At 54.0% G+C, this 18791-nt stretch carries 26 protein-coding genes and 1 tRNA gene; 10 read left to right on the top strand and 17 right to left on the bottom strand.

What is annotated here, in order from left to right; translation table 11 throughout:
* Positions 1-60 precede the first annotated feature (60 nt).
* On the top strand, positions 61-567 hold the full coding sequence (locus tag E3E51_RS06440) for a hypothetical protein (RefSeq protein ID WP_167912305.1): 507 nt from the start codon (positions 61-63) through the stop codon (positions 565-567).
* Here E3E51_RS06440 and moaC read toward each other — a convergent pair.
* The 8 genes from moaC to E3E51_RS06405 form a co-directional block, all read right to left on the bottom strand.
* Positions 552-1025: a cyclic pyranopterin monophosphate synthase MoaC gene (gene moaC / locus E3E51_RS06435; RefSeq protein ID WP_167912304.1), complete on the bottom strand. Its 474-nt coding sequence runs from the start codon at positions 1023-1025 to the stop codon at positions 552-554. The two genes, E3E51_RS06440 and moaC, sit on opposite strands and share 16 nt — an antisense overlap.
* A gap of 76 nt (positions 1026-1101) precedes the next feature.
* On the bottom strand, positions 1102-1656 hold the full coding sequence (locus tag E3E51_RS06430; RefSeq protein WP_167912303.1) for a stage II sporulation protein M: 555 nt from the start codon (positions 1654-1656) through the stop codon (positions 1102-1104).
* Positions 1657-1675: 19 nt separating this feature from the next.
* A complete protein-coding gene (locus tag E3E51_RS06425) occupies positions 1676-1948 on the bottom strand; it encodes a hypothetical protein (RefSeq protein ID WP_167912302.1) in 273 nt (90 codons plus the stop codon).
* A gap of 13 nt (positions 1949-1961) precedes the next feature.
* A complete protein-coding gene (locus E3E51_RS06420) occupies positions 1962-2330 on the bottom strand; it encodes a hypothetical protein (RefSeq protein ID WP_167912301.1) in 369 nt (122 codons plus the stop codon).
* A gap of 266 nt (positions 2331-2596) precedes the next feature.
* Positions 2597-2746 carry a hypothetical protein gene (locus E3E51_RS13275; protein ID WP_277346769.1) on the bottom strand — a complete coding sequence of 50 codons (150 nt, stop codon included), beginning with the start codon at positions 2744-2746 and terminating at the stop codon, positions 2597-2599.
* 8 nt (positions 2747-2754) lie between these two features.
* Complete coding sequence (locus E3E51_RS13270) at positions 2755-3147, bottom strand: stage II sporulation protein M (RefSeq protein WP_277346768.1); 393 nt, start codon at positions 3145-3147, stop codon at positions 2755-2757.
* 9 nt (positions 3148-3156) lie between these two features.
* Positions 3157-3378 carry a hypothetical protein gene (locus E3E51_RS06410; protein ID WP_167912300.1) on the bottom strand — a complete coding sequence of 74 codons (222 nt, stop codon included), beginning with the start codon at positions 3376-3378 and terminating at the stop codon, positions 3157-3159.
* Positions 3379-3393: 15 nt separating this feature from the next.
* On the bottom strand, positions 3394-3699 hold the full coding sequence (locus E3E51_RS06405; protein ID WP_167912299.1) for a hypothetical protein: 306 nt from the start codon (positions 3697-3699) through the stop codon (positions 3394-3396).
* Between the two features lie 192 nt (positions 3700-3891).
* On the opposite strand from E3E51_RS06405, the gene E3E51_RS06400 reads away from it, so the two are divergent.
* Genes E3E51_RS06400 through E3E51_RS06385 form a run of 4 tightly spaced genes read left to right on the top strand, consistent with a single transcriptional unit; the run spans position 3892 to position 8843 of the window.
* Complete coding sequence (locus E3E51_RS06400; RefSeq protein WP_167912298.1) at positions 3892-4869, top strand: ABC transporter permease; 978 nt, start codon at positions 3892-3894, stop codon at positions 4867-4869.
* 4 nt (positions 4870-4873) lie between these two features.
* Entirely contained in the window at positions 4874-5797 is a 924-nt protein-coding gene (locus E3E51_RS06395) for an ABC transporter ATP-binding protein (protein ID WP_167912297.1), read from the top strand.
* The gene (locus E3E51_RS06390; RefSeq protein ID WP_167912296.1) at positions 5794-7920 is read left to right on the top strand and encodes an NEW3 domain-containing protein; all 2127 of its coding nucleotides are present in this window, start codon (positions 5794-5796) and stop codon (positions 7918-7920) included. Before E3E51_RS06395 ends, E3E51_RS06390 begins: the two co-directional genes overlap by 4 nt.
* Positions 7890-8843, top strand: coding sequence for an ABC transporter permease (locus E3E51_RS06385; protein ID WP_240924269.1), 954 nt, complete (start codon positions 7890-7892; stop codon positions 8841-8843). Before E3E51_RS06390 ends, E3E51_RS06385 begins: the two co-directional genes overlap by 31 nt.
* Before the next feature lie 41 nt (positions 8844-8884).
* On the opposite strand, the gene E3E51_RS06380 is transcribed toward E3E51_RS06385, so the two are convergent.
* From E3E51_RS06380 to E3E51_RS06355, 6 genes are read right to left on the bottom strand one after another with little or no spacing between them, the layout of a single operon-like run.
* Positions 8885-10324, bottom strand: coding sequence for an RtcB family protein (locus E3E51_RS06380; RefSeq protein WP_167912295.1), 1440 nt, complete (start codon positions 10322-10324; stop codon positions 8885-8887).
* 36 nt (positions 10325-10360) lie between these two features.
* Entirely contained in the window at positions 10361-10825 is a 465-nt protein-coding gene (locus tag E3E51_RS06375) for a hypothetical protein (protein WP_167912294.1), read from the bottom strand.
* Positions 10822-11757 carry a tRNA (cytosine(49)-C(5))-methyltransferase gene (locus tag E3E51_RS06370; protein ID WP_167912293.1) on the bottom strand — a complete coding sequence of 312 codons (936 nt, stop codon included), beginning with the start codon at positions 11755-11757 and terminating at the stop codon, positions 10822-10824. Before E3E51_RS06370 ends, E3E51_RS06375 begins: the two co-directional genes overlap by 4 nt.
* A gap of 9 nt (positions 11758-11766) precedes the next feature.
* A complete protein-coding gene (locus E3E51_RS06365) occupies positions 11767-12192 on the bottom strand; it encodes an archease (protein WP_167912292.1) in 426 nt (141 codons plus the stop codon).
* 5 nt (positions 12193-12197) lie between these two features.
* On the bottom strand, positions 12198-12656 hold the full coding sequence (locus tag E3E51_RS06360; protein ID WP_167912291.1) for a type II toxin-antitoxin system VapC family toxin: 459 nt from the start codon (positions 12654-12656) through the stop codon (positions 12198-12200).
* Complete coding sequence (locus E3E51_RS06355; RefSeq protein WP_167912290.1) at positions 12625-12885, bottom strand: ribbon-helix-helix protein, CopG family; 261 nt, start codon at positions 12883-12885, stop codon at positions 12625-12627. Before E3E51_RS06355 ends, E3E51_RS06360 begins: the two co-directional genes overlap by 32 nt.
* Positions 12886-12974: 89 nt before the next feature.
* Here E3E51_RS06355 and panB point away from each other — a divergent pair, with 89 nt between their 5' ends.
* Complete coding sequence (panB, locus tag E3E51_RS06350; RefSeq protein ID WP_167912289.1) at positions 12975-13829, top strand: 3-methyl-2-oxobutanoate hydroxymethyltransferase; 855 nt, start codon at positions 12975-12977, stop codon at positions 13827-13829.
* A complete protein-coding gene (locus E3E51_RS06345) occupies positions 13830-14498 on the top strand; it encodes a glycosyltransferase family 2 protein (RefSeq protein WP_167912288.1) in 669 nt (222 codons plus the stop codon). It begins immediately after the preceding gene.
* Here the strand turns inward: E3E51_RS06345 and E3E51_RS06340 are convergent.
* Positions 14488-15330, bottom strand: a complete 843-nt coding sequence (locus E3E51_RS06340) for a DMT family transporter (protein ID WP_167912287.1) — start codon at positions 15328-15330, stop codon at positions 14488-14490. The two genes, E3E51_RS06345 and E3E51_RS06340, sit on opposite strands and share 11 nt — an antisense overlap.
* A gap of 228 nt (positions 15331-15558) precedes the next feature.
* Between E3E51_RS06340 and E3E51_RS06335 the strand changes: the two genes are divergently transcribed.
* On the top strand, positions 15559-15987 hold the full coding sequence (locus E3E51_RS06335) for a hypothetical protein (protein ID WP_346765951.1): 429 nt from the start codon (positions 15559-15561) through the stop codon (positions 15985-15987).
* Between the two features lie 411 nt (positions 15988-16398).
* Here the strand turns inward: E3E51_RS06335 and E3E51_RS06330 are convergent.
* Positions 16399-16475, bottom strand: a tRNA-Thr gene (locus E3E51_RS06330).
* A gap of 40 nt (positions 16476-16515) precedes the next feature.
* Positions 16516-17331 (bottom strand): phosphatase PAP2 family protein, encoded by an 816-nt coding sequence (locus tag E3E51_RS06325; RefSeq protein ID WP_167912286.1) that lies wholly within the window; start codon positions 17329-17331, stop codon positions 16516-16518.
* Positions 17332-17440: 109 nt separating this feature from the next.
* Between E3E51_RS06325 and E3E51_RS06320 the strand changes: the two genes are divergently transcribed.
* Positions 17441-17887: an HAD family hydrolase gene (locus tag E3E51_RS06320; protein WP_167912285.1), complete on the top strand. Its 447-nt coding sequence runs from the start codon at positions 17441-17443 to the stop codon at positions 17885-17887.
* 3 nt (positions 17888-17890) lie between these two features.
* Positions 17891-18520: a YigZ family protein gene (locus E3E51_RS06315; protein ID WP_167912284.1), complete on the top strand. Its 630-nt coding sequence runs from the start codon at positions 17891-17893 to the stop codon at positions 18518-18520.
* Positions 18521-18791 lie beyond the last annotated feature (271 nt).

Here is an 18791-nt window from a genome sequence, read left to right as displayed (position 1 = left end):
AAATATTTTTTGAGGCCGATAGGTTTAAATCTATTCGCCAATACTAACGGCCTGAGTACCATGCTGGTTGGGAAACTGCTGAACCCCAGCTACCGCGTCAGGGTGATCAAGGCTCATCAACTCGACGAGGGGAAAGTTCTCGATGGGTTCAGACGGGCGGGTTTTCACGTTTCGGAGGTTGGAAAAGACCTCGATCCCGAGCTTTCCGTTGAGTCTTTTCTTTCATCCAGCTACGGGAACTGGATCTACGTGATTCGCCTGAAGAGGGGCAGGGTTTTCTTGGCACGGGGTGAGGGGAAGGTCCCGGGCCTGAAAAGCTCCGACTCGGACTACCTCGTCAGGGACGATAACGGTCTGAAGCGCCTTCTCATCAGGGAGGTATCGAAGAAGGCCATGCTTCTCATCGAGGTGCCCCGCGTTGTCGTTTGGGGGCTTGTGTGGTGGCTGATTTGGAAGTATTTCGAGGAATACCCCCTCGGAACGTTTCTCCTCTTCTTCCTCGGCTTTGTTCTCAATGACCTGGCAAGCGCCGTCGAGTACTTCGTCATCGGCTACTGCCGGGAGTGAGCCTTCACCTTCTCCACGACGTGGACGTCTTCAATCCTGGTGAAAGGATACTGGCCCTTCTCGTCCTTCTCCACGGCCTTGACCATGTCCCATATCGTCAGCAGGGCGACGGTGACGCCGGTTAAGGCCTCCATTTCGACGCCGGTCTTGTAATGGGCGCGAACCTCGCAGGTGGCCTCTATGTAGTCCTCCCCAAACTCGAATGTTATATCAACTCCCGTCAGCGGTATCGGGTGACAGAGGGGAATCAGCTCCGGCGTCTTTTTCACCGCCAGAATACCCGCTATCTGTGCCGCCGCGATGACGTTGCCCTTCTTTGTCTTGCCCGCCTTTATCAGTTCTATCGTCTCCGACCTGAGCCTGATGCGCCCCTTTGCCACGGCCCTCCTGAATACCTCCCCCTTGTGTCCGACTTCCACCATCTTAACACCCTTTTCATCCACGTGTGTTAGCTCCATGGAATCACCCCTCACGTCTTCTCATTGAACCCTAAAAGGGTGCCGTTCCCATGAGGGTGTGGACTGCACCACGAACTCAGCCCAAACCTTCGGCGATTTTAAGCGTTACAGTGCTCTCGATTAGGGCGGCGATGAGAATCATGATCACTGAAATCGCGACGAGTTTAAAGAACTCTTTGGCGTCTTCTTCGCTGATAATCTCTCCCTTCCGGCCCAAGACAAACCTCAACAGTTCATAGGGAATCTTAAAGCCTGCCGCTCCTGCAACGACGATGGCAGGTATTTCAAAAATACCATGGGGGAGCAGCAAAATGAGGAATGTTTTGATGTCTCTGATGATAAGGAAATCGTAAAATAGTGTTCCCAGATTCACCCCATTGGCGACTAAATTCAAGAGGGTTAATCCACCGAAAGTCAGAGCACCGCCAAAAGAAAGCAATAGGACAACTTTAAGATTGTTAACGAAGATATTGGCAAACGTAACACGGTTCATATTGAATTCTTGGTCTAAAAGCCCCAAAATTGATTCGGGATTTGCGTAGTCTGTGGTACTGTAATGGGATGACAGAGAAACTCCAAGAACAAACCCCATGGTAAACAACAAAAATGAAAGAATCATAGTGTGCCTCATGGTCTTTGCCCCTGCAGGGTTATGACTGAACATAATTTGAATTCTCTTCGAGTTTTTCAAAGTGTCTTTCAATATTCTTAATTTCCCGTTTGGCTTCTGTTATTACTGTATACGAATAAAGCAGTATACCATACATCAGGCTGAATACGAAAGTTGCCTCAAGGAAATCGGTCACTGACCTGACTGGGATTATTTGAGTGTATGCTACTGTCACAGCGGTCAATGTGCCCATTATTATCAGGGGCATCACAACTGCCAGGAGGAAATCCTGCAGATCTTCCCTGATATTCATTTGGAACACCCCCTTACATTGCAAGACCCACACCAACAACCGGGATTGCCCTTGCAGCAAACTTTACGGCCATCCGGATGCCGGCTCTCTGTATTATTCTTTTCGTGGCGTATTTGGCCAAAGTCTTTCCGGCCTCTTTAGATACCTTTAACGTTGCCCCGCCCGTTATGGATCCATAAAAAGCCTGCTTCCAATCCTTCGTCTTGTACCACAAATAAGCCCCATGAATCAAATCGTACTTTCCTTCCCCGTATATTGCCACTGTAGCAGAGGCCGTGCCAACGGTCCAGTCAACCCTGTTTTCCGTTGCTGCCCCTTCAACTGCCATTACTACGGCCATCAGCACCAAACTGAGTGCGAGGGCCTTCCTCCACACCTCCATCACCCGAGAATTTCTCGGGGGTCTGAGTACTATTTAAAGTTTTCGTCAATATTACCGTCACCTGTTCTTGTTTTTGAAATTTGTTATAGGTTAAATGACAGTGGTATTGGAGTAATATTATTAAACATTGTCGGCGTGTCCAGCAACGCTGCCTTTTCCGGGTCTGTGTATTTCTTTTCGGGGGGTAAGTCAAATTACTGCGCCCTCATCTCCCCGGCTATCGCCCCACAGCCATCAGCATCAGGCCGAAGTACGAGGGTCTTCCTTCACACCTCCATCACCCCACTTTTGGCTATTTTAAGTGTTATTGTGCTCTCAATCAAAGCAGCAATGAAAATTAAAACTATCGAGATAAAAACGAGCTTAAAGAATTCTTTAGCATCCTCTTCCGTAATAATCTCTTCCTTCCTGCCCAAAGCGAACCTCAACAGTGCGTAAGGGATTTTAAAACCAGCGGCTCAGCTATTATCATTCCGGGGATCTCAAGAACACCATGAGGGAGAAGCAGGAGTAGAGTTTTTATTAAACCTATCTGCTCTGTAGTAGTTTTAACGGCTGAACCTAAAATCATACCGTTGAATGTTAAGTTCAAGAGTGTTGTGGCTCCGAATGTTATTGCTCCACTCCAGAGCATGAGGGCAACTTTAATGTTGTGTTTGAAGAAGAACAAAAAGCCCGGATTGGAATTATCAAAAGGATCAAAACCAAAATAAGCGGAATAGTCATGCCTGAGCGCTGAGAAAAAGCCAAGAACGATACCAGTTGTAAACATAAGGGTGGACAGACAAAAGGAAAAAGCAGACTTAAGATTCACCATTTTTATCCCTCATGGCCAGAACTTTGGTAGGAGCGAGTAACCTATAAAAAGTCCCAATATGAGCCCCATAGCCACTATAATGTTCCTCCATGAAGGTTTGATAGCTGTCAAGAAGGCTCCAAGAGTGAAGCCTGCCACAATACCAAAAACAACGTCTTCCGTTAACCTCACAACTAGCATCAACATAAAAAAAGGAACAAGAGACCAAGCAAGCCTCCTTAAAGCATCCATTTTAGACTCACCTCATTAGTATCCAATCGCGGCACCCACAGCTAACCCTACCGCTAGGCCTACAAGGCCTCCAAATATAGTTCCTACTCTCCCTCCTACTTCTGCACCAATTCTTGCCGCTGCCCATGCTCCCACTCTTTCTCCTGCCCACTTACTTGCATGGTCAATAGCCTTTCCTCCTAACCATCCGGCGGCAGTTCCTACAGCACCTCCCACAATTTCAGCCTTTTCTGGGTTCGTATACCTCTTGGTTATGCGATAAGTCAGATTGCTACCCCAGACTGCTCCTCCGACTACCATTCCAATTGCCATCAATACCATTACTATAACCTAAAGCCTTCTTCCACACCCCTATCATCCAAGAGCTTCTCCGAGATCTGAGTACTATTTAAAGTTTTCGTCAATATTACCGTCACCTGTTCTTGTTTTTGAAATTTGTTATAGGTTAAATGACAGTGGCATCAGAGTAATATTATTAAACATTGTCGGCGTGTCCAGCAACGGGTGACGGACATGGGAAGGGCGGTCATGAACATAGCGATGAAGGATTTCGAGATAGGAATTAAAACAAAAAAATTCCACATAACAATGGCGCTTTTCATCGTACTCTCACTGGTGATGGTTTACAACTCAAAAAGACTCGGGATGAATGGAGAGTTATACCGGACGCCCTTTCAGATGCTTTTCCTCACAGGTTTCTCCAATGCGTTCAACTACTCAATAGCCCTGCTTGGAGTTCTTCTTGGAGGAACCACAATAGCGGAGGAGATAGAAAATGGAACTTTAAAGCTTGTGATCTCAAGACCCGTGTACCGGGATGAGATACTCTTCGGCAAACTCGTGGGCAGTCTGTTGATACTGGGTACTGCATTATCATTGTTTTACGTTTTAACGGTGGCTTTTGCACTAATTTTTGGGATTTCCGTGGCCAAGGAGGATCTGATAAAGTTTTTGGCGACTCTGCCCTTCAGTATGCTCTATGGACTGGTCTTCCTGAGCCTGGGACTCTTGGTCTCAACCTTTATCAGAAAATCACGGAATGCATTAGTCATGTCGATTTTCCTCTTTGTCTTCTTTGGCTTTCTGCTCTCAATAATCGCCGGAGTCGTGGCATTTGCACTGGCTGGCTTGCCTCCAGTCCCCAATATCCCGGAGAATGCTGCAAATCTAACTGAAGATCAACTTCAGGAGATGCTACTTAAAGACCCAGCATATCAGGCATGGCTGACCAAGCTGACAATAACGGCGGAGAGAATCCTTTATATCTCTCCAAACTATCATTATCAGGAGATAATCAGGATGATCTTCGGGGGAAAACCAAAAATAAGCGAAATAATATCCGCTCTTGCTTATGAGGGCAGCATCGTCGAGGAGAGGCCTATTGCAGAGAGCCTCGGCCTCGTGTGGGGGAACATAGTTATGCTATCTGTCATGTCCCTCCTGTCCCTTGTTGTGGCGTACGCGAAGTTCATAAGGGTTGATTTGGGGTGATGGTATGTACTCCATAGAGATTGAGAACCTCGTCAAGAGGTACGGCAACTTTAAAGCCGTCGACGATTTAAACCTGAAAGTGCGTGGGAGGGAAGTCTTCGGCTTTCTCGGCCCCAACGGCGCCGGGAAGACCACAACGATACTCAGCATGCTGGGCATAGTAATACCTGATCAAGGCACCGTAAAGCTCTTGGGATGCGATGTTTTTAAAGAACCCATAACCGTTAAAGAGAGGATTGGTTTTCTCCCCGAGAACGCCACAGTGTACGGCGAGCTCACCGCGTGGAAAAACCTTGAGTTCTTCGCCAACTTCTACAGGATGTCAAACGCGGAGCGGGAGAAGCGGATAACGGAACTTCTGAAGATGGTAGGTCTCTGGGAGGTCCGCTACCGGAAGGCGAAGACGTTCTCCAAGGGTATGAAGCAGAGGCTTCTGATAGCCCAGACCCTCGTAAACGACCCCGAACTTCTAATCCTCGACGAGCCGACGAGCGGTCTCGATCCTGAGGGAGCCCACCTCGTCAAAAGGATCATCAGGGAGGCGAAGGCCGAGGGCAGGACCGTCTTCTTCTCTTCCCATGTGCTCAGCGAGGTCGAGGAGCTCAGTGACAGGGTCGGGATAATCGTGAAAGGGAAGCTGAAGGCTGTCGGAACCCTTGAAGAGATAAAGAGGCAGTTCATGGAGCTTGAGGGCTACGAGATAAAGGTTGAAACCAAGGAGCCCCTTCCTGAGATAGAGCATCCCGAGGTAACGAGGGTTGAGGTGATTCAACCTAACAGGGCGATAATATTCGCTAGAACCGACATAAGGGAAGACCTCTCCAGGTACCTCTCCGAAAAAGGCCTCACAATCCTGAGGCTCGATGTTGAAGAACCCAGCCTGGAGGACGTTTTCCTCCGAACCATTTACGGGAGGGATGGGGAATGAGAAAACTTCTGGGGGTTTTTCTTTCGCTGGTTTTTCTGTCTTCACTCGTTGCGGCTCAGCCCTACGTGACAGTGTTTCAGGGGAGGATTTCAACCGGGCAGACCGTTAGAGTCGACGGATACACCGTAACCCTGACCCAGGCGGCCAATGGGAGCCCCTACCTTGTGGTGAAGAGGGGAGATACGGTACTGGACATAGCACCCTTTACCTTTGGAACTGAGGTTAAGAGGGATGATCTCCGGATATTCATCGGGAGCTACACTGAAAGGGGCGGTTTTATCGTGGTTTCTGTGAAGCCCGATTTCATTACGTCTCTAAAGCCCGAAGTCGGAGCCAAGGCTGTTTTCGGCGGGAATGTTGTCCTCGTTACAGGGGTGGGCGACGAGACCATTGACGTCTCGGTGAACGGTGTTTCAAGAACCCTGGAGGTTAACGGAAGTGCCGTCGTTGATCTGATAGCCGTGGAGTACGACGGGAAGAGGATAAAGGTGTATGCCGCGGAACCCGCCTCGGAGACGGTCAGCATGGAGTACTCGGTGTTCTGCCCCTACGGAAGGATAAGGGCCTCCGGACCCGTTGACGTGCCGATAACGATAACCAGCGCCTTGAATTCGGAGCTCCGCTTGAGCCTCAAAGTTACGTCCATGCCGGAAGGGTGGAGGGCGAACTTTCTGTACGGGGGGGTTGAGGTCGAGGAGATAACTCTTCCTCCAAAGGGCTCGGAAACGGTCAGCCTTCACGTTGAGCCTGCGGGCAGTGGAACCATCAGATTCTCCATAGGGGATTTCCAGGGGAGCGTTCGGATAGAAGCCGCCGCCGTTGATGTCTCGGTTCCGTACCTAAGCTTGGACGCAGAGGCGGGGCAGAAACTTGCGGTTCCCGTAACATTCACGGGAAGCGGCGCCGTGGACTTCCGGCCAAAGGACGTCCCCGCAGGATGGACGATGTACCTGACGGACGGGCGGTACAGGCTCAGGAGCTTTACAGTTTCGGGAACCTTCGGCGCCACCCTGCTCATCGAGATACCCAGGAACGCTACCCTCGGCGACCACCGGTTGAGCTTCATGGTCAACGGGCGGGAGCACGGGCTAACGGTTCATGTATACAAAACCTACCTCGGCCAGCCGGCGAAGCTGACGGTAATCCTGACCGATGAGGGTGGAAACCCCGTGAAGGGATGGGTAAGCGTCGGTGGAAAGAACGTTACAACGTCGGCGGTGGGCAGCATGACGGTTGAACTCCCGGCGGGTGAGTACAGGCTTGCCGCCGGTGCCCCGGGAGCCGTTCCAAAGGAGGAAAGGGTGAAACTGGGGGACGGCGAGGAGAAGACCCTCAAGGTAACCCTCATGAGGGCGCCGTACTACTTTGAGGCAGAGGCCCAGCACGATGTCCTCACCCTCCAGGCCGGGGGGAGCGCCAGCACCGAGGTGGAGATAACAAACCTCGGCTCCAACGAGGATGAGTACAGGATAAGGGTCGAGGGCCTTGAGAATCGGTGGAGCTACGTCGTCAGTCAGGATGCTAACGGTGCGGTTCCGGTTGGAATCCTGAAGGCTGAACCCGGAAAACGGGTGAGCGCTTACGTCGTGGTCGTAGCGCCGTTCAATGCAGCATCGGGTGAGATAAACGCCAGGATCCTCATCGAGGGGAAAGAGACGCGGGTTGAAATCCCGCTGACGGTAAGGGTGGAGAACCCCGCCAGCCTCTCCCTCAACCCGGACTATCCTACACTGAGCGTTAGGGCTGGAGGCTCAACGGCCACCTCGATATGGGTCGACGCCACTGGAACCGTCACGAACGTTAAGTTCTCGACCCAGGCACCGAACGGCTGGGACGTTGAGGTCGTTCCTGACAACATCCCGCGGATGGGGGAGATTCCCCAGGGCGGCAACGTCTGGATAAGCCACGGCCAAAGCGTTGAGCTTAGGATAAAGGTTCCAAAGTCCGCTCCCGCGGGAACCTACACCGTAACCGTGAAGGCCGCCGGCGACCAGGCAAAGGCCGAAACAGTGATAACGGTCAGGGTCACGCAGGGCTCAAGCAGCGCTTACATCGGCATCGTTTTGCTGGTAGTCGTCTTTGGAATCGTGATATGGCTGATGAGGAGGGTCGGCAGGAGATGAACCCCGCCTGGAACATAGCCCTCAAGGAACTCTACACCGCAGTGAAGAGCAAAAGGTTCATCGTCATCATGGGCCTCTACCTCCTCATTTTTGGCCTCGCGGTCTACGGCATAAAGGACTACCTGATTCGGATGGGCGTCCCGGGCGTTGAATCCAACGAGTTCAGCCTCTGGGGGGCCGGCGGTGAGGTGTACATGACCCCCCTTTCGATGCTCTTCATGATAAACATGATGATAATCACCATCATCGGGGCCGTCCTCGGGGCCGCCCTGGGGTCGGACGCCATAAACCGGGAAGTAGAAACCGGAACGGCGAAGGTTCTCCTAGGTCACCCAGTGTACAGGGACGAGGTCATCAACGGCAAGTTCCTCGGGATGGGAGTTCTGGTGGTTCTGGCCAACCTCGTGGTCTACATTGCCATCATCGCCGTGATGCTCATACTGGGGATTCCTATGGACGGCGACTCACTCTTCAGAGGGTTCTTGGCGATTCTGGTGACCATCCTGTACACGCTGACTTTCCTTTCAATCGGCGTCCTTTTCTCAACACTCTTTAAAAAGCCGGAGACTTCGATGCTCGCTGCGATCGGCCTGGCGATATTCCTCACCGTCTTCTACGGCATCGTGGTGGGGATAGTTGCACCCAAGCTCGCCGGGCCAGAGCCGCCGTGGGGAACGGGTGCCCACGAGGTCTGGCAGGAAACGGTGAACACGTGGATGTCGAGGCTTCACCTCATTAACCCCGCACACCACTACGTCCAGCTCGTCCAGTACATCTTCGGGGGCGACAGATTCCTTAACTACTACCTTCCGCTGGGCGATTCCTTCACCTACGGCTTCAACAACCTGGCAATGCTCCTTGTCATGCTCTTCCTGCCCTTCGCCTTTGCCTACGTCCGGTTCATGACCAGCGACATCAACTGACTTTTCATTCTTCTATTTCTAAAAGAATCGGAAAATCGAAATCACCCCTTGGCGACACCCATCGGACGCATCCTCGCGACGAGGTTGGCCACGCCTGCCTGATGGACGACGTTGACGACGTTGTCAACACTCTTGTAGGCCCCTGGAGCCTCCTCAGCCACAACGCGGAGCGATGCCGCACGGACGTAGATTCCCCTCTGTAGGAGCTCGTTCCTGAGCCGGTCGCCGCGGTACTGCCTGGTGGCAGCTTTCCTGCTGAGCAGCCTGCCGGCACCGTGGCAGCTCGAACCGAAGGTTTCCCTCATCGAACCCTCCGCTCCAGCGAGAACGTAGCTGGCGGTTCCCATCGAGCCAGGAATCAGAACCGGCTGGCCGACGTCGCGGTAGGCCTTCGGCACGTCCGGATGGCCGGCGGGGAATGCCCTCGTCGCTCCCTTCCTGTGGACGACGACGGTAACCTTCTTTCCGTCGACCTCGTGCTCCTCGACCTTCGCTATGTTGTGGGCCACATCGTAGACGATGCTCATCTCCATGTCTTCAGCCTTTCTCTTGAATACCTCCTCAAAGCTCTCCCTGACCCAGTGGGTTATCATCTGCCTGTTGGCCCAGGCGAAGTTGGCGGCGGCCTTCATCGCAGAGAAATACCTCCGTCCCTCCTCGCTCCCGAAGGGGACGCTGACGAGCTCCCTGTCGGGCCAGGGAATCCCGTACTTCCTGTTAGCCTTCTCCATCACGCGCAGGTAGTCGCTCGCCACCTGGTGGCCAAGGCCACGCGAACCAGTGTGAACCATGACAACGACCTGCCCCTCGAAGAGACCGTATGCTTCTGCTATCTTCTCGTCGAAGACCTTATCGACGACCTGGACCTCAAGGAAGTGGTTCCCGGAGCCGAGGGAGCCAAGCTGTGGCGCTCCCCTCTGCTTCGCCTTCTGGCTGACGGCATTCGGGTCGGCACCCTCCATCCTTCCGCCTTCCTCAAGGTGCTCAAGGTCCTCCTTCCAGCCGTAGCCGTTGTCAACCGCCCACTTGGCGCCGTCAGCTAAGACGTCATCGAGCTGCGTCCAGTGGAGCCTCACCCTTCCCTTGCTTCCAAGCCCGCTCGGGACGTTCTTGAAGAGCGTGTCAACTAGCTCCTTTATCCTGGGCCTCACTTCCTTCTCGGTGAGGTTCGTTCTGATGAGCCTGACGCCGCAATTCACATCATAACCCACGCCTCCGGGGCTTATTACGCCCTCCTTAACGTCAAAAGCCGCCACTCCGCCAATAGGGAAGCCGTAGCCCTGGTGGCCGTCTGGCATGACTATGGAGTACTTGTAGATGCCGGGGAGCATCGCAACGTTGGCGGCCTGCTCCAGCGTTCTGTCCCCGCGCATCTTCTCGATGAGCTGGTCGTCAGCGTAAATCCTGCCCGGAACCCTCATGCGCTTGTCGAACTTGGGAATCTCCCAGCGTATTTTATCTATCCTCTTCAGCGGCACCATCCTCCCACCTCCGGTTTAGATTACCCTAACGTTATTTTAAGCTTTCGCGGGGTCTCCGAGCTTCAGTCTCCTCTCCTTCGGCACGTAGTTTATGAGCCTGCCCTCCTTGGCCTTGGCCGAGCCGAGGTAGTAGGAGCGCCACTTGACTATCACCCATCCGTGAAGGGAGTCGTCCCCAATCTCAACGCTCTCCCCGGCCAAGTAGCGCCTCGCCCTCTCGTCGTCCAGCTCGACGACGTTCTTCGTGGCCTTCGGCCCAACGAGGAAGGAGCCTTCGATGCTCAGCCTTATCCCGTCGCTCTCCACCCTGCCGAAGTACACACCGTTTCTGTCGGGCCCCCTGATTTCAAGGGAGCAGGGCTTCCACGCGTAGACCTTGTGATACCTCCCGCGTATCTCATAGGCAAGCTCCGGAGCATAGCCGTAGTTCTCGATGAGGAGCCTTTTGACGAGCTCGGCGTCGCTCGTTTTTCCTATCTCGTTCCTCGGGTTGTCGCTCATGCCCCTCCCCCCGGCTTGGCTATCTTCGCGATGAAAAACGCCTCGGTGTCGTTGTCGCTGGGATGTATCCTCAGGGCCTTTCTCAGCTCCTCAGAGTAGGTTTTGCCCTCCCACTCAAGGACCGGCTCGCTGGTCTTCACCGGCAGGTTTATCCTCTCCAGCCTCGCGTCCGTCTTCCGGAGCAGGTAATCGACGACCTCCTCGTTCTCCAGAGGGTCTATCGTGCAGGTCGAATAAACCAGCGTTCCGCCGGGCCTGAGGGCCTGATATGCCGCCAGGATGAGCCTCTTCTGAACCTTCATGTACTTGATGACGCCCCTCAGGCGCCAGCTCTCCAGGAACTTCGGGCTCTTCCTTATCATCCCCACGGAAGAGCACGGCGCGTCGAGGAGGACCCTGTCGAAGGCCTTCTCAAAACGGGCAAAATAAACGCCGTCCTTCGTCGTCACCCTTGCTATGAGGACACCCATCCGGTTGAGGTTCGCTATGAGGACGTTGGCCCTGCTGAGCTTCGGGTCGTTGGCTATTATGCAACCCTTGTTTTCCATATACTGGGCTATCTGACCTGTCTTCGAGCCCGGGGCTGCTGCAACATCGAGAACCAGCTCGCCGGGCTTCGGATCAAGCACCACGGGCGGAATCATGGAGCTCGCTTCCTGGCCAAAAATGAGGCCGAGGCCGTGCTCCGGAACCTTCGCGAGATTGTCGACGTTGATGAAGAAGCCCTCGCGAACCCAAGGAACCGGTTCCAGCTCAAACTCCTCCTCAAGCCTTTCAACGACCACATCAAGCGGAGCCTTGAGGGTGTTCACCCTGATGCTCTGCCGCAGGGGCCGGATTATGAACTCCCAGAACTCGTCGGTATCTTCAAGCATCGAATAGCGCTCGTAAAAGCCGGGGTTGGTCTCCCTAATCCTGTCCCTCGCGCTCATGGAACCACCTCAGATGTCCGGCACCAGCTGCGCCATCCAGCGTCCGTCCGGCAGTTTCTCAATCTTCATGTCGTGGTAGGTTATCGCCTTCACCTCTTCCTTCGGCTCGTGCTTCTCGCTCAGAACCTCGCCGCAGGCCTTCGCCCTTAGTTTGTAACCGTTCTTGGTCTTCTCTATCTCAACCTTCACGTCGCCGAACACGAGTCCCTCCGTGTCGTGGAGCACGAGAAGCTCCTCAAGGAACGAGTAGAGGAGCGCCTCCAAATCTTCCTCCTCGACCTCAACCTCGCGGCATTCTTTGCTCTCGACCTTTCTAACCTCAACCATCACATCAAAGAGGGCGAGCGCAACGGCCTCGAAGGCTTCCTCAAGGCTCTCACCGTAGCCGCGGATGCCCACATCCGCCGTATGCTCGTAGTGCTCCCAGGCTCTCATTTCACTCACCTCACGAGGAGTATTGAGTTTAAACCCTCTTTAAGAGCTACCTCGTGAAGCCTCTTATCTGCGGTGTAGAAGCTCTCGGCCTCCACGTGCTTGGCGGACACTATCTGCAGGGCGTCGGCCTGATACAGGTGATGCCTTTCAATCAGCTCCCACGCATCGGCGAGGAGCAGGGAATGGACGGGAACGACCTCCAGGACACCCAGCCTCGTGAACCGCTTTACCTCGGCCAGGAAGCCCTTCTTCAGGAAGTTAAATTCCTCCTCGCTGAGCTGGCCTCTTCTCCTCTTCTTGTCGAGTATCCCCATTACCTCCCCGATGTTCCAGAAGCTGAAGGCCAGCCTCACCTCGCCCCTGTAGGCGTCCCTGAAGGCCTCCCTCACGACGTTACTGCCTTCTTCGTTCAGGTATCTCTTCAGGATTGCGCTACTGTCCAAGTAAACGCTTCTCGCGGTCATCCCTCATCTCCCTCAGGAGCTTTTCGCTGCTCTCTCCCCCCACATTGAGGGGCTCGAACCAAAGGGGAACCTCCGAGTCGTCAACGTCCCTCAGGACTTCGTTTATGAGGTAGTTCATCAGTGCCTCCTCCAGCAGTTTGCTAACCTCACTCCCTTCCCGGACGGCCAGTTCCTTAAATTCCTTCCACAGCTCCTCATCGACGTAAACGCTCGTTTTTACCTTGCCCATGCCACCACCTGTAGGTAATTACCGACGTTGGTATATAACCCTATCGAAACCGTTAATTAGACCGCCGTCGAAATGAAGCCGGTGGTGGCATGAGGGAAGTAACGCCTCGGAAGATAATCGAGATGAAAGGTAGGGAAAAGATAGCCATGATAACCGCTTACGATTACCCCTCGGCGCTCATAGCCGATAGGGCCGGGATGGACATAATCTTCATCGGAGATTCTCTGGGGATGGTAGTCTACGGTGAGGGAAACACGCTGAACGTCACCATGGAACAGATGGTCTTCCACACCAGGGCGGTCGCAAGGGCAGTTCAGAGGGCGCTCGTGCTGGCGGACATGCCCTTCGGCAGCTATGAGGTGGATACCGACGACGGCGTCAGAAACGCTATCAGGCTCATTCAGGCCGGGGCGGACGCGGTTAAGATTGAGGGCGGTTACGACCACAGAAAGCTCGTGAGGAAGCTGGTTCGCATGGGGATTCCGGTGATGGGGCACACTGGACTAACTCCGCAGCGCTATTTGAGACTCGGCGGTTACCGGCTGATGGGTGAGACCGAGGAGGAAATCGAGGAAATCCTCCGCGATGCCAAGGCACTTGAGAGGGCCGGTGCCTTCGCCGTAGTCCTGGAATTTACGCTGGCGGACGTTGCAAAGCTTGTAACCGAGGAGGTCTCGATTCCGACGATAGGAATCGGTGCGGGGCCATACGTTGATGGACAGGTTCTTGTCTGGCACGACCTCCTTGGAATCTACGAGAATTCGCCTCCCTTCGTAAAGAGATACGCCGACATTGCGGGGATGATACGCCTGGCCCTCGAAAACTATCGGGAGGAAGTAAAAAACGGAGAGTTTCCCGGGAGGGAGCACTACTGGGAGTTTCTCGACAAGGACGACTTCCGAAGAAAAGCCCAGAAGGCCCTCGAAAGGCTGGAGGAGGAGTGAATGCTGGGGGGCAAAAGAATCAGCGTCATCATACCTGCGTACAACGAAGCCCAGAGGCTCCCGAAGGTTCTCGAAAGGATTCCCGATTTTGTTGATGAGGTCATCGTCGTGGACGACGGCTCAAGCGACGGGACGTACGGGGTGGCCAGGGCGTTTTCCGAGAAGGACGGCAGGATAAGGGCCATCAGGCTTGAGAAGAACTGCGGCAAGGGCTGTGCGATGAGAAAGGGTGTTGAGGGGGCTTCGGGGGACGTGATAGTTTTCATCGACGCCGATGGCCAGCACAAACCGGAGGACATCGGAAAGCTCGTTGAACCCATAATCCGGGGAGATGCCGACGTTGTGATAGGGGCGAGGAAGGTCGAGGAAGCCGGAAAGAGACCGCTCCACAGAAGGCTCAGCAACATAATAACGACGCGCCTCATCCGCCTCAAACTGCGGCAGTACGTCTACGACACCCAGAGCGGTTTCCGGGCCTTCCGGAGGGAGTTTCTGCCGGAAATAGAGAGCGACCGCTACGAGGTCGAGACAGAGATGCTCCTGAAGGCGGCGAGGATGGGGGCGAGGATAAGGGAGGTACCCGTGAGCATGATATACGACCCCTCCCGGGAGGGACGCTTCGGCCCGGGGGATGTTTTTCGCTTCATCAGGGTGCTGCTCAGGTTCTGAGCCTGCTTTCTACCCTCACCGCGCCCAGGGTTCCCAGGGTTATGAGGAGAAAACCCACCGCATGGTAGGCCGTAAAGCTCTCGCCCAGCAGAACGCCCAGCCCGATTGCAACGGCTGGTGCAGGCGTTATTATTGCTGTCGCCTTGGAGAGGTTGATGAGCTTTATCGAACGGTACCAGACCAGCTGGCCAACGGCTATCACCAGACCTTCGGCGATAACAAAGCGGGAGAACTCCAGGCCTGTGACGATGGCTAGGGGAAAGAGCAGGAGAAACCCAAAGGTGTTTCTCAGGGCTGCTATCGTGGGCGGGCTGTACCGCAGCCTCTTGGCTATCACGTGACCCAGCTGCCAGAAGAGCGGAACGAGGAGGAGAAGGAAATCGCCGATGTGTAGCTCCACCGAGTGTCCCTGAAGTATGACCACGGTCAATCCAAGCAGTATGGCGGTGGAGCAGCCAACCAGCCTCTGTGTTATTCTCTCGCCGAGGAAGAGCCACGAAAGGATGAACGAGAAGAGCACCTCGCTCCGCGTTATCAGTGCCGCGTTTATCGCCGTGCTCATCCGCGCCCCAAAGGAATACGCCAGGTAGGCGAGGGCCGTGCCAAAGAGACCCACCAGGAAAGTCCTCCTTAAATCCCCGGGATTCCTCCGGATTTCTTCCAGCCCTCTGGAGATGATAACGCTGGTCCACAGAAGGGCCGAGGCCACGAGGGCCGAAAGGGCGGCGAAGCTTATGGGATTCGACGGGTTGGCCCTTATCACGACCGGCTCAAGGCCATAGATGAAGGCTCCGATGAGGGCAAAGAGCGTCCCGAGGGTTTCCTGCCTCATACTTCCTTCTCATATCTTCATCTTAAAAAATCCTCGGAAAGTCGCGGGTCCCTTCGGAGTCCTGCGGCGGCGAGGAGCGGGGGGAAGGATTCTCATATATTGGATTTTGTCCAAAATGGTGGGTAGGTTCCAGATTGTGGGGACATATGTGACAAAAAAGAACAAAATTAAAACCTAAGGTCACAAGGTTTAAATAGTACGATAACAAGATTACAATGAGGGATTCGGGTGGCGGCAGTAACGATGGGGCCCCTCACTGTGAAGAGGATAGAGGCGTTTGGATTCGCGGTTCTAATCGTTGGGGCTATCCTTCTGGCCGCAACCCTGTTGGGAGTTTCGTACAAGTTCCAGGAGAACATCGTGATACCCGCGGGGGGGTACTACGCGTACAGGGTGGAGGGCCACGAATGGAGCGTTATGAGGTTCTCCATTAAATCAGACGAGCCAGTGACCCTGTGCATCACTGACGATGTGGGCTTCAGAATCTTGAAGTCCGGAGATGGGGCGCTGTGTCTGTTCAAGGTCGACGGTGCCACCCGGGTTGACAAAATCTGGCGGTTCCCCAAGGCAGGTCCGATGTACATGGTGATAATCCCCGAGTCAAAAGACGCCGTTTCAGTCTCCCTCCAAGTGAAGGGCGGGCTGTTTCTGTGGTGAGATTCTTCATTAAAGACCATTCAACGAGGCAACTCATCAAAGGGGCGTAAACCACTTAGAACACAAGCATTCCTAGAATCGCACGCCATTTTTCCGTCAATGCCGAAGCTTTTAGGAAAAGCTTCACCAAAAATCCGTGATTCATGGTAATGTTCCTTATGAAAAAGGATTTCAATTTTAATTGGCATTTATAAGGTTGGATTCTTTAAGATAAAGCTTTTTCCAGATGGGTTCTACTTGAACCGCGCTCCAAAGGAGCGCTAAAGACTCTTGAACCTCACTTAAACACTCCCGTTGAATGAATCCGTATCCTGCCCAAAAAGAAATTTTCAAAGAAATCCACTCCAGCACACACTTTTCAAAAGGAATCACCGACTTTTGATCAAACTTTTGCCATGCAAAAGTTTGTTGTGGAGCCGGGAGCGGGATTTGAACCCGCGACCTGCGGATTACGAGTCCGCCGCCCTGCCGAGCTAGGCTACCCCGGCACCCGATGTTAAAGACCAGCGGGGAGTTTATAAGTTTTTCTCAGGGGCCCGGAAGGAGTCCGTTTATAATCTCCAGCCACCTGTCGGGGTTGGCGGCGACTATAAGGACGAGAACCGCAATGAGGAAGTTCACCACCGTTACCTTCCGCAGGGAGGCGATCTCCAGGTTGTAGAGGGTCTCGGGGATCCTGGTTGTCCTTCCTTCCGTGGCTTTGGCTATGAAAGCGCCGAGCGCTATGCCCGCCAGAACGTCGTAGACCCAGTGGTGGCCTAGGAAAACCGTGGCAAAGGGTATGAGGGTGTTCACCAGTACAAGAAGCTTGCCTCCGAGTTCTTTTCTGTACCTCCAGATGGTGGCGATGTTTATCGTTATGATGGTGTTGTGGAGGGACGGAAGGACGAACTCCTGTCTCGTCAGGAGAGTGTTCGACGAGTTGTATCCCGGCAGGTTGTAGACTATGTGGGGGGCGTAGATATGAAAGACGAGGTACACCGCTCCTGCAGCGGCGTAGGCCATCAGATAGCGGATGAACAGCTCGTCCGAGGCCATGAGGTCCTTCTTGTAGATGAGCAGATAGACAACTATGAGGGCTATGGAGCCGGAGAACCCGAGATAGTAGACAACCGTAAAGAGTGAGTACAGTGGGGGGATGCCCTTTGTGAACTCAACGAGGCCCACGACGAATTCTCTGGACGTGAGGGGGAGCCTCAGGAACTCCGAGGTCACATCAACGCTCCAGCGGCCGATAACTCCGTACAGCACTCCGAAGGCGATCCACCCAAAGTAGCTGAGGAAGAACGCGTTGAGCCGTACGAGCACCTCCGGGTCCTGAAGGCGACGCTGGAGCAGGTTCATAACTTTTACCCCCAAGTAGTCAAGCCTTTAATTCCCCATTCTTAAACACACTACCGCCTTCGACTCCAACCCTTAAAAACCTTACACTCGAATAAGGGGTGGTGAGACCATGCGAATACCGAACTACGGAGAAATACGGGCCCAAGCCGTTCTTTTCGACCTCAACGGCACACTTGGAGAAAGCGGAAAAGTTGGGGAGGAGGTAAAGCATCTCCTCAAAAGGCTTGCGGACAGGTACACGGTCGTCGTTCTGAGCGCGGACACCTTTGGAACGCTTGAGGAGGAGTTTAAAGGACTCCCCGTGAGGGTAGAGAGGGTTTCGAGCGGTGCCGAGAAGGCCGAAATCGCGAGGGGCTACGAACCGTACATAGCGGTTGGCAATGGCAACAACGACGTGGCCATGCTCGAAGGGGCGGAGCTGGCTTTCTGCGTGATAGGGCCGGAGGGAGCGAGCATAGATGCCCTCCTCGCCAGCGACGTGGTGGTGCAGGACGTTAAGGATGCTATCGGCATGCTCCTCGATGAGAAAAAGCTCATAGCGACCCTGAGAGGGTGAGCTATGGACTACAGAACTTTGAAGGGCATCGGAACCGCTGAGCTGGTGATCAAGAAGTCAGTGTTCATAGGCTACGCCTCGCCAGCGAAGACGGAGGAAGGGGCCAAAGCATTCATCGCGAAAATCAAGGCCCACCACAGCGATGCAACTCACAACGTTTCCGCCTACCTCATCAACGACGGGAAGAACTTCGCAGTCCGCTACGATGACGACGGCGAGCCGAAGGGCAGCGCGGGGAAGCCAGTTCTCAAGGTTATCCAGAACAGGGGGCTGAGCAACGTTGTAGTTGTCGTTACCCGCTACTTCGGCGGCATAAAACTTGGTTACGGCGGTTTGGTCAAAGCCTACAGCGATGCGGCGAGCCTGGCCATAGAGAACGCGGGTATCGTCGAAGTTTACGAGACGGAGCGCTTCCAGGTCACATTCCCCTACAGCCTCTTTCATCTCGTCAGGGAGACCGTTGAGAATTCCGGAGGGAGGGTCGTTGGAGAGGATTACGGCGAGCTGGTGACGTTTACCGTCGAAACGAGAAAAGGCGAAGCCGAGGGGCTGATGGAGCTCTTGACGGAGAGGACGAGGGGAAGGATCCGGCTCAGGAGGCTCTTCATGAGTTCGTTTGAGGGGAATCTTTAGCCCCCCATCCTCTCCAGGACTTTTCTCATCGGGATCATCTAGATACTCCCAAATCCCCAGTAAGACCTCAACATTTCCTCCGGCTCTGGGGTCATGTGAATCCTCTCACAGGCGTCGCAGGCGCGTTCAAGAGTGAAGTCCATAAGGTATTCATCAAAAACACTGCTAATGCCCCATGAGATGTCTTCGAGGTCGTCTATGAGCGACAGGACAGTTATCAGTCCCCATCAAGCTCGCCGCACTCCAAGAGAGCGAGCCGAGGTTCACGACA

It is taken from the genome of Thermococcus sp. 21S7 (genome assembly GCF_012027615.1).
Lineage (GTDB): Archaea > Methanobacteriota_B > Thermococci > Thermococcales > Thermococcaceae > Thermococcus.
The sequence above is the reverse complement of the archived record's forward strand: the minus strand, read 5'-3'. Positions and strand labels throughout refer to the sequence as shown.